At 74.5% G+C, this 15,140-nt stretch carries 13 protein-coding genes; 7 read left to right on the forward strand and 6 right to left on the reverse strand.

Features of this window, described 5'->3' with window-relative positions:
• Positions 1–222 precede the first annotated feature (222 nt).
• Entirely contained in the window at positions 223–1,026 is an 804-nt protein-coding gene (locus ABD323_RS22890) for a hypothetical protein (RefSeq protein WP_344443773.1), read from the reverse strand.
• A 147-nt stretch (positions 1,027–1,173) separates the two neighbouring features.
• Here ABD323_RS22890 and ABD323_RS22895 point away from each other — a divergent pair, with 147 nt between their 5' ends.
• Complete coding sequence (locus ABD323_RS22895; RefSeq protein ID WP_344443774.1) at positions 1,174–2,172, forward strand: EamA family transporter; 999 nt, start codon at positions 1,174–1,176, stop codon at positions 2,170–2,172.
• 72 nt (positions 2,173–2,244) lie between these two features.
• On the opposite strand, the gene ABD323_RS22900 is transcribed toward ABD323_RS22895, so the two are convergent.
• Positions 2,245–2,598 (reverse strand): chorismate mutase, encoded by a 354-nt coding sequence (locus ABD323_RS22900; RefSeq protein WP_344443775.1) that lies wholly within the window; start codon positions 2,596–2,598, stop codon positions 2,245–2,247.
• 393 nt (positions 2,599–2,991) lie between these two features.
• Here ABD323_RS22900 and ABD323_RS22905 point away from each other — a divergent pair, with 393 nt between their 5' ends.
• From ABD323_RS22905 to ABD323_RS22915, 3 genes are all read left to right on the forward strand, one after another.
• Positions 2,992–3,759, forward strand: coding sequence for a VOC family protein (locus tag ABD323_RS22905; protein WP_344443776.1), 768 nt, complete (start codon positions 2,992–2,994; stop codon positions 3,757–3,759).
• Between the two features lie 79 nt (positions 3,760–3,838).
• Positions 3,839–4,264 (forward strand): OsmC family protein, encoded by a 426-nt coding sequence (locus ABD323_RS22910; RefSeq protein WP_344443777.1) that lies wholly within the window; start codon positions 3,839–3,841, stop codon positions 4,262–4,264.
• Positions 4,265–4,578: 314 nt separating this feature from the next.
• Positions 4,579–6,576 carry a putative bifunctional diguanylate cyclase/phosphodiesterase gene (locus ABD323_RS22915; protein ID WP_344443778.1) on the forward strand — a complete coding sequence of 666 codons (1,998 nt, stop codon included), beginning with the start codon at positions 4,579–4,581 and terminating at the stop codon, positions 6,574–6,576.
• A gap of 68 nt (positions 6,577–6,644) precedes the next feature.
• Here ABD323_RS22915 and ABD323_RS22920 read toward each other — a convergent pair whose 3' ends face one another.
• Positions 6,645–7,733: an LLM class flavin-dependent oxidoreductase gene (locus tag ABD323_RS22920; RefSeq protein ID WP_344443779.1), complete on the reverse strand. Its 1,089-nt coding sequence runs from the start codon at positions 7,731–7,733 to the stop codon at positions 6,645–6,647.
• A gap of 124 nt (positions 7,734–7,857) precedes the next feature.
• Here ABD323_RS22920 and ABD323_RS22925 point away from each other — a divergent pair, with 124 nt between their 5' ends.
• The 3 genes from ABD323_RS22925 to ABD323_RS22935 all read left to right on the forward strand — a co-directional run bounded on the left by ABD323_RS22925 (position 7,858) and on the right by ABD323_RS22935 (position 11,881).
• The gene (locus ABD323_RS22925; protein WP_344443780.1) at positions 7,858–9,162 is read left to right on the forward strand and encodes a multidrug effflux MFS transporter; all 1,305 of its coding nucleotides are present in this window, start codon (positions 7,858–7,860) and stop codon (positions 9,160–9,162) included.
• A 434-nt stretch (positions 9,163–9,596) separates the two neighbouring features.
• The gene (locus ABD323_RS22930; RefSeq protein WP_344443781.1) at positions 9,597–10,241 is read left to right on the forward strand and encodes a DedA family protein; all 645 of its coding nucleotides are present in this window, start codon (positions 9,597–9,599) and stop codon (positions 10,239–10,241) included.
• A 320-nt stretch (positions 10,242–10,561) separates the two neighbouring features.
• Entirely contained in the window at positions 10,562–11,881 is a 1,320-nt protein-coding gene (locus ABD323_RS22935) for a polysaccharide deacetylase family protein (protein ID WP_344443782.1), read from the forward strand.
• 46 nt (positions 11,882–11,927) lie between these two features.
• Here ABD323_RS22935 and ABD323_RS22940 read toward each other — a convergent pair whose 3' ends face one another.
• The 3 genes from ABD323_RS22940 to ABD323_RS22950 form a co-directional block, all read right to left on the reverse strand.
• Entirely contained in the window at positions 11,928–12,872 is a 945-nt protein-coding gene (locus ABD323_RS22940; RefSeq protein ID WP_344443783.1) for an alpha/beta fold hydrolase, read from the reverse strand.
• Between the two features lie 182 nt (positions 12,873–13,054).
• Entirely contained in the window at positions 13,055–13,777 is a 723-nt protein-coding gene (locus tag ABD323_RS22945) for a uracil-DNA glycosylase (RefSeq protein ID WP_344443784.1), read from the reverse strand.
• A gap of 94 nt (positions 13,778–13,871) precedes the next feature.
• Positions 13,872–15,077, reverse strand: a complete 1,206-nt coding sequence (locus tag ABD323_RS22950; RefSeq protein WP_344443785.1) for a low temperature requirement protein A — start codon at positions 15,075–15,077, stop codon at positions 13,872–13,874.
• Positions 15,078–15,140 lie beyond the last annotated feature (63 nt).

Below are 15,140 nucleotides of genomic sequence, written 5' to 3' on the forward strand. Positions count from 1 at the left end.
CGCCCCCGGCCACCCCCACCGCACCCAGCACCCCGACCACCCCTCGGCCGACCACGCCCCCACCGACCCCGACCCCGCCCACCACCCCGCCCACGGCTCCCCCCGCTCCCACTCCCACTGCCCCGCCCTCGCCCTCGCCCTCGTCCGCGTCCGCGTCCGCGTCCTCACCACCGGTCGCCGACCAGGCCGGCGCCCCCGCCCCGGCCGGCGCCGGCTGACCGCTCAGCGGCGCGACTCGCGGCCGCGCGGCCCGAGGCGCGGCTCATCGGGGAAGAGGCCGGCCCGACGCAGCGGCGGCGGCTCCCCGGGCCGGCCGGAGCGGTACCAGGAGATCCGGTAGGTCATCCGCAGGATCCGCAGCGCCCGGTGGGCCAGGAAGGCGGCCAGCGGCAGCTCGATCAGCAGGGCGGAGGCCAGGCTGATCCACACGTCGTCGGTCCCCCAGGAGAGCGCGACGTCGAACCACGCGTCGCAGCTCAACAGGACCGCGCTCACCAGGGCGGCCGGCACCACCAGCTGGCGCCCGCGCCAGCCGAACCAGGCGGTGGCGGCCAGGGCCAGCCAGAGCGCCGCGTCGAAGCCCACCCAGGCGTAGCGCCACTGCCGCGACTCGTAGGCCACCGGAAGGGCCAGCGCCAGGTAGACGATCCACGGCACCAGCACCAGGCAGCAGACGGTCAGCACCCGCAGCGCGCGCCGCCGCAGCCGCGCGACCCGGGGGACCGTCAGCCGCAGCAGCTCGGCCAGCCGCGGATCCAGCGGGCCGCCCAGCGCCCCCCAGCCGACCTCGCCGTCCCGCCCGACCCGGCCATCCCAGCCGTCCCGACCGTCCCGACTGCCCCGACCGTCGCGGCTGCCCTGACCGTCCCGGACAGCCTCATCTCCCCCACCCGCCCGGACCTCCGCGCAGTGCGCGCAGTGCGGACAGCTCGCCGGCAGCGCCCGGGGGTCCGTCGCTCCCCCCTCCTCGCGCGGCGCCCGACCCGCCTCACCACCCACCTCGTCCACCTCAGCCGCCTCGGTCACCTCAGTCGCCCCAGCCACCTCAACCGGCACATCTGCATGCCGGCCCCCACCATCCTCCCTCGCACCACGCGCCGCCCCGCCCGGGCCGCGGGTCCGGCCGCCGGACCCGTTCGGGCGAATGCGCCCGATACCTGGCACAATGCCCCGATGCACACCCCCACGGCTCACCCCGCACGTTCCCGCCGGGCCGTCGGCCTCACCCTCGCCCTGCTCTCCGCCTGCGCCTTCGGCGGCTCCGGCACCGCCGCCAAGCCGCTGATCGAGGCGGGGCTCTCCCCCCTGCACGTGGTCTGGTTGCGGGCCTCCGGCGCCGCCGTCCTGCTGCTGCCGCTGGCCTGGCGGCACCGCCGCCTGGTCCGCGAGCGGCCCGCCCTGCTGCTCGGCTTCGGCCTGCTGGCGGTGGCCGGCGTGCAGGCCTGCTACTTCGCGGCGATCTCCCGGATCCCGGTCGGCGTGGCCCTGCTGATCGAGTACCTCGGACCACTGCTGCTGCTCGGCTACGTCCGCTTCGTGCAGCGCAAGCCGGTCACCCGGGCCGCCGCGGTCGGCGCGGCCATCGCGGTGGCGGGGCTGGTCTGCGTGGTGGAGGCCTGGCACGGTCTGACCTTCGACCCGCTCGGCGTCCTGTTCGCCCTGGCCGCGGCCTGCTGCCAGGTCGGCTACTTCGTGCTCGCCGACGCCGGCAGCCGCGGCGACCGGCCGGCCGACCCGCTGGGCGTGAGCGCCTACGGCATGCTGATCGGCGCCCTCGTCCTGACCGGACTGACCCGCCCCTGGGAGGCCCACTGGGGCCTGCTGGCCGGCCATGTCGCGCTGGCCGGGCACCAGGTCCCGGCGGTGCTCCCGGCACTGTGGATGGTGGTCGTCGCCACCGTCTTCGCCTACCTCACCGGCGTGCTCTCGGTGCGCCACCTCTCACCCCCGGTGGCGGGCGTGGTGGCCAACGTCGAGGCCGTGGTCGCCACCGCGCTGGCCTGGTTCCTGCTCGGCGAGCACCTCGGCGCCCCGCAGCTGCTCGGCGGCCTGCTCGTGCTGCTCGGCGCCTTCACCGCCCAGGCCACCCGCGCCAAGGAGACCCCGCTCCCGCCGGCCGCGCCCGCCGGCCCGGTGGACCACGCCGTCCCCGAACCCACCCGGACCGGCTGACCGCCCCCACGAGGCCTCCGCCCGGGCTCTCGCCAGGGCCACCGGCGGGGCCACCGCCAGGGCCGCGACCGGTCAGTCCTGGTCCGTCACCGCGTCCTTGGCGATGGCCTCGTGGTGGCGGATCACCTCGGCGATGATGAAGTTCAGGAACTTCTCGGCGAAGACCGGGTCCAGGTGCGCGCCGGCCGCCAGCGCCCGCAGCCGGCTGATCTGGTCGCGCTCGCGGGCCGGGTCGGCGGCGGGCAGCCGGTGCTCGGCCTTGAGGCGGCCGACCCGCTGGGTGGCCTTGAAGCGCTCGGCCAGCATGTGGACCACGGCGGCGTCGATGTTGTCGATGCTCTGACGCAGGCCCGCCAGCTCGGCCCGGACGGCGGGGTCGACCCCGTCCATCGCGGGGGTGGGGTCGGTCGCGGGCTGCTCGGTCATCGGCTCTGCTCCGGTTCGGGTGTCCCGGTCGGGTGGACCGGGGCGGACTGGGGCCGGTGCTGCGAGCGGGGGCATCGCCCGGCGCACGGGCCGGGCAAATCTAACAGGACGTGGCCGGTCCGCTCGCCCCGATTACCTCGATCGTCCACCATCCGGACAGACCTGTGGACAGGCCTGTGGACAACCACGCGGACGGCCCGCGGGCGGACCCGCCGACGCCCCGCGGGCCCCGGACGACCGGACGACGGTCCGTCCGACGGACGACGGTCCGTCCGACCGGGCGACGCTCCGGTTGCGGAGCGTCAGGGCCGGGCTGATTCTGACCGCACCGGCGCCCTCCGCGAGGCGGGCGCCGTCCAGACGGCCCCGCCCCCTTCGAAAGGCTCCCGCCCCATGCCCGTGCGCGACTCCTATCCCGACGGCGCCCCCTGCTGGGTCGACCTGACCACGGCCGACCCGCTCGGCGCCCAGGACTTCTACGGACCGATCCTGGGCTGGGAGTTCCAGGAGCTCGGGCCCGCCTACAACGGCTACACCATGTGCCTGCTGGACGGTCGGCCGGCGGCCGCGCTGATGCCGCCGCCGGCCGGCGGCGAGCGGCTGCCCGCGGCGTGGAACGTCTACCTGGCCACCCACGAGCTCGAACAGGTCTACGGCCGGGTGACCGAGGCCGGCGGCCGTGCGGTGTTCGGGCCGCACGAGGTGCCGGGATCCGGTCGCCTCGCGTTCGCCTTCGACCCCTCGGGGGCCGCCTTCGGGCTCTGGCAGGCGGGCGGGCACCCGGGGGCTGCGGTGTACGGCGAGCCGGGCGCGATGTGCTGGCACGAGCTGTCCACCCCGCAGGGCGAGCCGGCCGACGCCTTCTACGCGCGGCTCTTCCCCTACCAGGCCAAGCAGATCGGCGACGGCCGCTCCTTCGACTACACCGCGTGGAGCGTGCCCGGCTCCGCGGGACTGCCGGTCTGCGGGCGCTACCGCACGGCGGTGGCCCGGCCCGCCTGGTCGACGTACTTCGCGGTGCCGGAGGCGGACCACGCGGCCGAGCAGGTCGTCGGCCTGGGCGGACGGGTGCTGCGCGAGCCGATCGACTCCCCGTTCGGACGGATGGTGCCCTGCACGGACCCGCTGGGCGCCCAGGTGACGTTCTGTCAGCTGCCCTGAGCGGGGACCCCGTAGGCTGGGTGCGGCGTGACCGGAACCGACATACCGACCGTCTCTCTGTGCTCAGGAGGAACCGATCGTGGCAACTGTTCGCACTGCTCGTACCGCGTGGGAGGGCAACCTCGCCGACGGCAAGGGCGAGGTGACCTTCGCTTCGTCCGGCATCGGGCAGTTCCCGGTGTCCTGGCCGGCCCGCTCGGAGGAGCCGAACGGGAAGACCAGCCCGGAGGAGCTCATCGCGGGCGCCCACTCGGCCTGCTTCTCGATGGCCCTCTCGCACGGCCTGACCGGTGCCGGCACCCCGCCCACCCGACTGGACGTCCAGGCGGAGGTGACCTTCCAGCCCGGCACCGGGATCACCGGGATCCACCTGACCGTCGAGGGCCAGGTGCCCGGCCTGGACGACGCCGGCTTCGTCAAGGCCGCCGAGGACGCCAAGGCCAACTGCCCGGTGAGCAAGGCGCTGACCGGTACGACGATCACCCTCAGCGCCAAGCTGGCCTGATCCGTCGAGCTCTTCCGCCCGGGCCCTGATACCCGAGCGCACGCCCCCGGCGCACACGAACCAGTGCGCGCCGGGGGCGTGGTCCTATCGGGGCGGGCTTCCCCCGAAACCCGGCGATTCACCCTGACGGCTGTGGCCCAGCGTTCTCCGGGCGTCCTATGATCGGCCCCAGCGCCCGGCCCTTGACAGCGGACGCCGGCCCTGGTCCCAGGGTGCGGGCGGTGTCGACGGCAGCGGGCCTGGACAGCGTGAGCAGCGGACGGGAGCGTGCCGTGCGAGGCCGGAACGAAGGGGCCGACTCACGCCGCCACGGCGTGCGACCGGAGGAGCCCCGCCCTACTGCCGAGGCGACCCGCTGTCCCACCTGCGCCGGTCCGCTACCAACCGGCGCGCCCCCGGCCCCACCGCCGCACCTCCCCGCACCGACCACCCAGCTCGCCGACCCGGACGGGCTGCTGGCCGCGCTGCGGGCCAGCGAGTCCCGCTTCCGGGCCGCCTTCGCCGACGCGGGCATCGGCATGCTGCTGATCGACACCGACGACCTGGTGATCGAGGCCAACCCGGCCTTCGCGGCGATGCTCGGCCGCGACGTCTCCGAGCTGGTCCGGATGCACATCCACGAGATCATCGACCCGGAGGCCACCCCGCGCCGGCTCTACCGCGAGCTGGTCGCCGGCTCGCGCGACCGGGTCCGGGTGGAGAAACAGCTCAAGCACCGTGAGGGGCGCGAGGTCTGGAGCAACGTCACCATCTCGCTGGTGCGCGACGGCGAGGGCCAGCCGTACTACACGCTCGCCATGTTCGAGGACGTCACCGAGCGGCGCCGGCTCGGCGACCGGCTCGCCTACCAGGCGCTGCACGACCCGCTCACCCGGCTGCCCAACCGGACGCTCTTCTTCGAACGCCTCGACGCCGCCTGCCTGCCCTCGGCCACCGCCACCGGGACCCCCGGCAACGGGACCGCGCTCGTCGCCACCGGCACCACCGCCGGCGGTCCGGCCGGCCCCGGGGGCGGCCACCGCGACGGCGACGCCGGCCGGCGGGTCGGTGTCTGCTACCTCGACCTGGACGGCTTCGCCGCCATCAACGACACCCTCGGCCACCACATCGGCGACCAGCTGCTGACGGCCGTCGCGCGCCGCCTGGAGCGCCGGTTCGTACAGGGCGAGGGACTGCTGGTGGCCCGGCTCGGCGGCGACGAGTTCGCCGTCCTGGTCGCCGACAGCCAGGGCAGCGAGCAGCTGACCACCCTCGCCGCCCAGGTCCTCACCGTCCTGGAACGGCCCTTCGACGTGGCGGGGCACCGGCTGGTGGTGACCGCCAGCGTCGGGGTGGTGGAGCGGCCCGTCACCAGCACCACCCCGACCGACCTGGTGAAGGACGCGGACGCCACGCTCTACTGGTCCAAGGCCGACGGCCGGGCCCGCTGGACGCTCTACGACCGCGACCGCGGCGCGCACCAGCTGACCCGCCGGCTGCTCACCACCGCGCTGCGCCCGGCCCTGGAGCGCGGCGAGTTCACCGTGGAGTACCAGCCGCTGGTCGGTCTCGCGGACGGCACCGTGCACGGCGCGGAGGCGCTGGTGCGCTGGCGCCACCCACGCTTCGGCACGCTCTCGCCGGACCGCTTCATCCCGCTGGCCGAGGAGTCGGGGGCGATCGTCCCGCTCGGCAAGTGGGTGCTGGAGGAGTCCTGCCGTCAGGCGCGCGGCTGGCTGGCCGAGTTCCCCGACACCGAGGCCTTCGTCAGCGTCAACCTGGCGGCCCGGCAGATCTGGGACTCCGACGTGGTGGCGGACGTGGCCGAGGTGCTGGAGCTGACCGGCCTGCCGGCCCGGCTGCTGCAACTCGAACTGACCGAGAGCGCGGTGCTCGGGCCCGGCGGGCGCCCGTTGCAGGCGCTTCAGGCGCTGGCCGACATGGGGGTGCGGATCGCCATCGACGACTTCGGCACCGGCTACTCCAACCTCGCCTACCTCTCCCGGCTCCCGGTGCACGCGCTGAAGCTGGACGGCACCTTCATCGAGGGCTTCCGCGACCCGGCGCCGGTCGGCCGCCCCGACCTGCGCTCGCGGCGCAGCGAGGCGGACGAGCAGATCGTCGGCGCGATGGTGCGGCTCGCCCACGATCTGGGTCTCACGGTGACGGCCGAGGGCATCGAGAGCGCCGCGCAGGCCGAGCGGCTGCGGCTGACCGGCTGCGACACCGCCCAGGGCTGGTACTTCGCCCGGCCCGGTGAGGCCGGGCGGGTCGCCGCCATACTGCGCGAGGGCCGGATCCGCACCGCCGACGCCCTGCGGCCGACGACCTGAGCCGCACCACACCCCCGGACGGCGACTCAGGTCGGCGTCTTCGGAGGTCAGCGGCTCAGGTCGGCGGCTCAGGTCAGCGGTTCGGCCCGGTCGGTCAGTCCGTAGGCCTGGGCGATCAGCCCGTAGGAGCGCAGCCGGGCCCGGTGGCCGTGGATGTGCGAGGTGACCATCAGCTCGTCCGCGCCGGTCCGCTTGCGCAGGTCCTCCAGGCCGTCGGCCACCTCGCCGGGGGCGCCGTGCACCACGTTGGCGAGCCAGCCGTCGATGAACTCGGCCTCGGCCGGGGTGTAGAGGTGGCGCTCGGCCTCCTCGGGGGTGGGGATCGGGCCGGGCATCCCGCGGCGCAGCCGCAGCATGCCGAGCGCCGCCGAGCGGGCCAGCCGCCGGGCCGCCGGACGGCCGCCCTCCTCGACGGCGACCGCGCTCACCCCGATCAGGGCGTACGGCTCGGCCAGCACCGCGGAGGGACGGAAGCTGGAGCGGTACAGCTCCAGCGCCGGCACGGTGTTGGTGGCGCTGAAGTGGTGCGCGAAGGCGAACGGCAGGCCGAGCCGGCCGGCCAGCTGCGCGCTGAAGCCGGAGGAGCCCAGCAGCCAGATCGGCGGCCGCTCGGGGCCGCTCGGCACGGCGGAGAGCCGGCTGTAGGGATGGCCGTCGGGGAAGTCGCCGTCCAGGAAGTGGGTCAGCTCGGCGAGTTGCTCCGGGAAGTCGTCGGCGCCCTCGGCGTGGCCGCGGCGCAGCGCGCGGGCGGTGGCCTGGTCGGTGCCGGGGGCCCGGCCCAGGCCCAGGTCGATCCGGCCGGGGTGCAGCGCCTCCAGCAGGCCGAACTGCTCGGCGATGGCCAGCGGGGCGTGGTTGGGCAGCATCACCCCGCCCGAACCCAGCCGCAGCGTGCTGGTGTGCGCGCCGAGGTGGGCGATCAGGACGGCCGGGGTGGAGCTGGCCACCCCCGGCATGCCGTGGTGCTCGGCCACCCAGAACCGGTGGTAACCCCACTGCTCGGCACTGCGGGCCAGATCGGTGGTGGCGGCCAGCGCCTGGGCGGCGGTGTGACCGGCGCCGACGGTGGCCAGGTCGAGGATGGAGAGCGGGGCGGGGGCGCTGCCGCGGACCGTCCCCCGGATGTCGCCACGGGTCTGCTGGTCCTCGCCGGTCATGGGTCCGCCTTCCGGATCGTGTCGCCGGCCGCTTCCTGCTGGCCACCGGCGGTGGGGGCCTCCGGAGCAACAGTGCGACCGGGTGCGGTGTTCCCGGCCGCCCGGCAGGCCCTACGGTGGTGCGATGCCGGACAGCTCCAGGACCGCCACCACCCCGACCCCCGCCGCCACGGCCGCGACCACGGCCCCCGCCGCCACCACGGCCCCCACGCCCGGCGCCGGGTACCGGGTCGGCCTGCTGCTGACCCTGGTCCTCGGCTCGCTGAGCGCGCTGGCGCCGCTGTCGATGGACATGTACCTCCCGGCGCTGCCCCGGATCACCGCCGGCCTGCACACCTCCGACGCCCTGGTGCAGCTCACCCTGACCGCCTGCCTGGTGGGCCTGGCGCTGGGCCAGCTGGTGGCCGGGCCGCTGAGCGACGCGCTCGGCCGGCGCCGGCCGCTGCTGGTGGGCCTGGCCCTGTACGTGCTCTCGACCGCCTGCTGCGTGCTGGCCCCCGACGCCCGGGTGCTGATCGCCTGCCGGGTCCTGCAGGGGCTCTCCGGCGCGGCGGGGATCGTGATCTCCCGGGCCGTGGTGCGCGACCTGTTCGACGGACTGGCGGCGGCCCGTTTCGCCTCGACGCTGATGCTGGTCTCCGGCTCGGCGCCGCTGCTGGCACCGATCCTGGGCGGCCAGGTGCTGCGGTTCACCTCCTGGCGCGGGGTGTTCGCGGTGCTGGCGGTGCTGGGCGCGGTGATCCTGACGGCGGCGGCGCTGCTGGTCCGCGAGACGCTGCCGCCCGAGCGGCGACGCGGCGGCGGTCTGCCGGACACCCTGCGCACCGGGCGGGCCCTGCTGGCCGACCGGCTCTTCAGCGGCTACCTGCTGACGGTGGCCTTCGGTTTCGGCGCGCTCTTCGCCTTCATCGCCGGCTCGCCGTACGTGGTGCAGGAGGTCTACCACGGCTCGGCGCAGCGCTACAGCCTGCTCTTCGCGCTGGTCGAGGCGGGCCTGGTGGGCGCCGCGCAACTGACCGGCCGGCTGCTGCTGGGCCGTTTCGGCTCGCACCGCATCCAGCTGGCCGGCGTCCTGCTGCTCACCGGCTCGGGTGCGGGCCTGCTGCTGATGGCGACCGTCTGGCCGGCGGGGCTGGCCGGCATCACGGTCGGCCTCTTCCTGATGGCCGGCGGCCTGGGGCTGATCACCGTGCCGAGTTCGGCGCTGGCCCTGCAGCGCGCCCCGCACGCGGCCGGCACCGCCTCCGCGCTGCTCGGCACCGTGCAGTTCCTCACCGGGGCGATCGCCCCGGCGCTGGTGGGTCTGGGCGGGCACGCCAGCGCGCTGCCGATGGCGGCGGTGATCCTGGGCATGGCGCTCGCCGCCCTCGGCGCGTTCCTGCTGCTCTGCCGGCCCTGGCGGCCGGCCGCGGACCCGCTGCGCACCTGACGGGGCGGCAGCTGCCTGGTCAGACCCCCTCCCACCGCTCTGTGTAGTGGCGGGATCACGCCAATGCTTGATCCCGCCAGCCGTGGGCCTCGCGCGCACGGTGCCCGGTCCGGCAGGCTTGAGTGCAGTGCGAGGCGCCCACCAGCGCCGCACTCCCGTGCTTGCCTACGGACTGGACCAGTTCCGGGCGACCCCCGTGAGCCCCTGCGACGGACACCCCGCCGCAGGGGCTCACGCCTTTCCGGGGCCAGGGAGCTGCGGGGCCTTCGGGCCCGCGCCCGGGCCCGCGTCCGGGCCGTCGATCCGGTGTCCGGCGTTCCGGCCGGATTAAGCCCCTGTCCAGGGGGCGCTCAGCGGCATTAAATGCGGAGCGGATAGCGTTACCCCCCTGAGCTTCCTGTTCTCCATCCGGGTGCTCCGGAGGGAGTCCGATCATGGGTAGTGCTGCCCTGGCCAGCGCGACACTCGTCACGTCGTCATGGTTCTGCGTCCTCGCGGTCCTCGCGGTGCTGGGCGACGCCTTTCTGCCGTTCCTGCCGAGCGGGACGCTGGTGATCCTGGCGGTCCTCAAGACCTCGCAGATATCGGGTGCGCCGCTGTTCCTGGCGGCCGCGGTGGCGATCGCCTCGTTCCTCGGCGACGTGCTGCTGCTGGCGCTGGCCCGGCGCGGCGCCCCGTTCGTGCGCCGCCGCCTGGAGCGGCGCCCGCAGCTGGCCGGCAGCGTCCGGCGGATCCAGCAGGCGCTGGACGGGCGGACCAGCCGCACGGCCGCCGCCGTCGTGATCATCGCCCGGTTCGTGCCGGGCGGGCGCACCGCGCTCGACCTGGCGATGGGGCACTCGCCCGAGCCCTCACGGCGTTTCCTGCGGTGGTCGGCGCTGGCGGCGCTGGTCTGGGCCGCGTACATCGTCACGCTGGGCTGGCTGAACAGCCACTGGTTCAACACCACCTGGCTGAGCCTGGCGGTCTCCTGCGCGGCAGCCACCTCGATCAGCGCTGGCGTCGCCCGCCTGGTCCGCCGGCACCGCAGGCTCTCGATCGCCGCCACCGCGACCGCGGCTCCCGAGACGGTCGGCTGACCCGGCGTCGGCCGGCCCGCTCACCCTCCACGCGACCTCCGCCGGACCTCCGGCGGAGGTTTCGCGCTCTGCGCGCGGGCCGGGTCGCGCCCTTCCCCCGCCGTCCGGTCGGCCAGTGTCTCAGGACTGCAACAGAACTTCCCAGGTGGAGCCTTTCCGCCGTTCCCGACCGTCCTTCCCAGCAGGGTCGGGAACACGGAGCGCTGCTGGATTCCATCAGCGCCGCGTGACATCCTGATTTGAAAATTATGATCAAATGCCTTAATTCGCCCGGCCTCCACCGCTTCCGGAGTGCCGGGCTCTACCTGGCTGGGGAGACCATGAGCAGCATCTCGCGCAGGACCGTCTTGAGCGCCGGCGCAGCGACGGCGGCCCTGGGCGCGATCACCGCCTGCGGCAGCAGCCACGGAACGTCGAACACCGCCGCCACCGGCGCGGGCAGCGGCTCGCCGAGCACGCCCGCCGCCGGCCCCGGCTCCCCGACCCCCTCGGGCAAGGCCGTCCCGATCGGCGACGGCTCGACCTCCGACACCGGCCCGCAGCCGAACCAGCCCAAGGCCGAGAAGCTGAAGCCGGGTGAGCGGCCGCCGCAGTTCGTGGTCTTCTCCTGGGACGGCGCCGGCGCCACCGACGACGGCCAGTTCGCCCGCTTCCTCAAGCTCGCCGAGGACCACAAGGCCGCCTTCACCTTCTTCCTCTCCGGCATCTACACGCTGCCCGCCGGCAAGAAGGACCTCTACCACCCGCCGCAGCACTCGGTGGGCGCCTCCGACATCCCCTACCTGTCGGACGGCGCGGTGAAGAACACCATCAAGCTGATCAGCCAGGCCTGGTTGGCCGGGCACGAGATAGGCACCCACTTCAACGGGCACTTCTGCTCGACCCGTTCGGACGGCAACGGCGTGAACCGGTGGTCGCCCGACGACTGGCAGAGCGAGATAGACCAGGCCGTCTCGTTCGTCACCCAGTGGAAGACCAACACCGGCTTCACCGACGTGCCGCCGCTGCCCTTCGACTACCGCAAGGAGCTGATCGGCGGGCGCACGCCCTGCCTGGACGGGCAGAAGGGCCTGCTGCCGACCGCGGCCAAGCTGGGCTGGAAGTACGACGCCAGCTCGCCCGGCGAGAAGCAGATCTGGCCGCAGAAGGTGCAGGACGGCAAGGTCTGGAACTTCCCGCTGCAGTCCATACCCTTCCCGGGCAAGCCCTTCGAGGTGCTCTCGATGGACTACAACATCATGGCCAACCAGTCGAACGGCAACCCCAAGGGCGACCAGAGCAGGTTCGCCGAGTGGCGCACCCAGGCGACCGGCTCCTACGTGGCGGGGTTCAACCGGGCCTACAACGGCAACCGGGCGCCGTTCTTCGTCGGCAACCACTTCGAGCAGTGGAACGGCGGCATCTACATGGACGCCGTCGAGGAGGCCCTGAAGACCATGGCGGGCCAGCCCGAGGTGCGGCTGGTCTCCTTCCGCCAGCTGGTGGAGTGGCTGGAGGTGCAGGACGAGTCGACCCTGCGCAAGCTCCGGACGCTGGGCATCGGCCAGGCGCCCAGCGGCGGTTGGGAGAACTTCCTGGGTGCGGCCGGAGCCCCCGCGAGCGCCCCGGCGAGCGGCTCGGCCTCGCCGTCGGGGCACTGAGCCCAGGCGGCGGGCTCGCCTGACGGCGGCACTCGGTGGGCGCGGCTCAGGCCGCGCCGAGCGCCGCCGCCAGGATCCGCTCGGCCACCGCCGTTGCGCCCGCCTCGCCCATCAGGATCGAGTAGTGGTTGCTCCCAGCGATGTGACGTAGCGTCAGCTTGGGCCCGGCCACCTCCGCCCCGGCCAGCCGGCGGGTGTCGTAGAGCCCCTGCGGTTCGTCCCGCAGGCCACGGGCGGCCCACAACAGCTCACCGGGGCACGGCAGTTCGTACACCGCCCGGGCCGCCGCGGGGTCGAGCAGCACCTGCGCCCCGTCCACCTCGATCGCCTCCCGCACGCAGGCCGACCTCAACTGCGGGGCGCTGCCGGTCAGATCACGCTCGATGTAGGACTGCATGGCGCCCGGCTCGAGGCTTTCCCAGGCCGGGTGCGCGCGCCAGAACGCGCGGTACGCGTCGAGGTCGGCGAAGGTCATCGACAGCCGGTCCAGCGCCGGTCCCAACACCGCGCCCAACGCGTCGCGCTCGCTCACCCCCGAGGGCAGCGGGAAGCTCACCGCGCCGTCCACCAGCACCACCCGGCGCACCAGTTCGGGATGCCGCACGGCGGTCAGGGCGGTGGCCCAGGCACCCATCGAGTGTCCGGCCACCACCATCGGACCGCCACCCGCCGGGCCCGCGCCCAGCGCCGCCAGCAGCAACGCGGCGTCGTCCGCGTGCCGGACCAGGCCGTACGGGCCGGCCACCCCCGCGCTGGCCGCGCGACCGCGCAGGTCGGGGGCGACCAGGGTCACCCGGCCGGCCAGCCGGCGCGCGACCGCGCCCCAGGCCAGCGCGTTGGCCGTGATGCCGTGCAGGGCCAGCACGGTCGACGCGCCGGGTTCGGTGGCCGGCCAGCGCAGCACCGCGAGCTCACCACCGGGCACGGCGAACCCGAACTCCTCGACGGCCAACGGTGGGAGGCTCTCGGACGTCGACGGCTCAGGACTCATCGGGTGGCACCTTCCGGCTCGGGTTCCCGGCACCCTACGGCAGGCTCGACGCCGCTGGGATGGGTCCGGCCGCCAGCGGACGGACCCCCGGCATGTGGCCGGCCCACACCCCGACCGGCGGGCCCACGGGCCGCGGCCCGGAGACCGGATGCCGCAGGCCGGAGGCCCGAAGAGCCGCCGGCTCAGCCGAGGCTCGGGATCCGCCACTCCAGCGGCTTGCCACCGAAGCCGGTCAGCGCGGCGTCGATCTGCGAGAACGGCTTGCTGCCGTGGAAGAGCTTGGCGGAGAGCGGCGAGGGGTGCGCGCCCTGGACCACCGCGTGCCGGGTGGTGTCGATCAGCGGCAGCTTCTTCTTGGCGTAGTTGCCCCAGAGCACGAAGACGCAGGGCTCGGCCCGGTCGCTGACCGCCTTGATCACCGCGTCGGTGAACTTCTCCCAGCCCTTGGCCTTGTGCGAGTTGGCCTCGTGCGCGCGGACCGTCAGCACCGCGTTGAGCAGCAGCACGCCCTGCTCGGCCCAGGGCATCAGGTAACCGTTGTCGGGCACCGGCACGCCGAGGTCGGCGTTCAGCTCCTTGAAGATGTTGCGCAGCGAGGGCGGCGTCTTGGTGCCCGGCAGCACGGAGAAACTCATGCCGTGCGCCTGGCCGTTGTCGTGGTACGGGTCCTGCCCCAGCACCAGCACCCGGACGTCCTGGTAGGCCGTGGCCTCCAGGGCCGACAGGACCTGCCCGCGCGGCGGGAAGACCTCGTGCTCGGCCCGCTGGGCCGCCACGAAGGCCGACAGCTCGGCGAAGTAGGGCTTCTCCACCTCCGCGGCCAGCACCTCGCGCCAGGACTCCGGCAGCACGAACTCCGACTCGTCGGCGGTAGCAGCAGCGTGCGCCTCAGCGACCTCGGTCACCACATCAACCTTCCAGCAGCCCGGTGGTGCGGGTCCAGGACGGCCCGCCCCCTCTCTGACCCGAACGCTACACAGCCCCGCCGACAACTCCCAGTCAGGCCAGTTCGGGCGCCGGGCAGCGCTGCTCCGCCGGGGTCTGCACGGCCCCCTCCCCCGCCGGCCGCTCCCGCTGCGCCGCGCGGCGGGCCGCCCGTCCGATCCGCAGGTGCTCCACCAGGTTGAGCGCGGCCAGCAGCACCGCCAGGGCGACCAGTGCCCCCAGCGCCGGCAGTCGCACCACCACCGGCAGCAGCGCGAGCAGCACCGCCGCCGCGACCAGCCGGGTGCTCGCCACCGCCCGGAACATGATCCAGCGGGTGTAACCGAAGGTCGCCAGGTAGAGCGCGCAACCGCCGTACAGCAGCCCGGCGGTGCCCGGGTCCAGGGCGAGCCCCGGGCGGGCCACCGTCTCGTTGAAGCCGACCGCCACCGCGATCACCCCGGCCACCAGCACCAGGTGGGCGTAGGAGAAGACCCGCCGGATGACGTCGCGCCGCGAGGCGGCCACCGTGACGGCGTACCGCATCGCCTCCGAGGCGTGCACGAAGTAGAGCCACCAGAGCCCGCAGGAGATGGTGAACGCAGCGGCCACCGCGAGCAGTTCGGCGCCGCTGAGACTGCGCCCGGCGGCCACCGGGGCGCCCGTGCCGACGATCGACTCACCGAGCGCCACCAGCACCAGCAGGCCGAACCGCTCCGGCAGGTGGCCCGGGTGGTAGGCCACCACGGCGAGCCGGGAGCGCAGCACGGTCGGGCCGGCGAGGTCCACCAGCGCGGCCACCGCCCAGAGCACCAGCCGCGGATGACCGTCCAGCAGCCCGCCGGCCAGCAGCAGCGGGCCGCTGATCGCCGCGCCGATGCCGTACGGACCGCGCCAGACGCCGTTGATCGAGATCATCGCGCCGAACAGCACCAGCCGCGCCGCCCAGTAGGCGGCGCCGTAGAGCAGGCCGCGCTCGCCGTAGGCGTCGGGCAGGGCCAGCGCCATGAAGAGCCCGCTCAGGCCGACCGCGAAGATGCCGAGCCGGCCGGCGGGGTTGTCCACGTCACGGACGTTGGCCCGCACGGTGGTGCCCACCCAGCACCAGTAGACCGGGATGAAGACCACCAGGGCGCGCAGCAGCCCGCCGCCGCCGTGGTCCTCGTGCAGCAGGCCGGAGATCTGGGTGATCGCGAAGACGAAGACCAGGTCGAAGAAGGCCTCCGCCCAGGTCACCCGCTTCTCACCGGTCCCGGCCGCCTCCTGCTCCACGTCCGCCATGCCCGTTCCCCCGTCCCCGTTCCCGAACCCGTGCCGTCCGCCGCTGACGTTCACCGCCGCTGT

This window comes from Kitasatospora nipponensis (genome assembly GCF_039528135.1).
In the GTDB taxonomy this organism is placed as follows: Bacteria; Actinomycetota; Actinomycetes; order Streptomycetales; family Streptomycetaceae; genus Kitasatospora; species Kitasatospora nipponensis.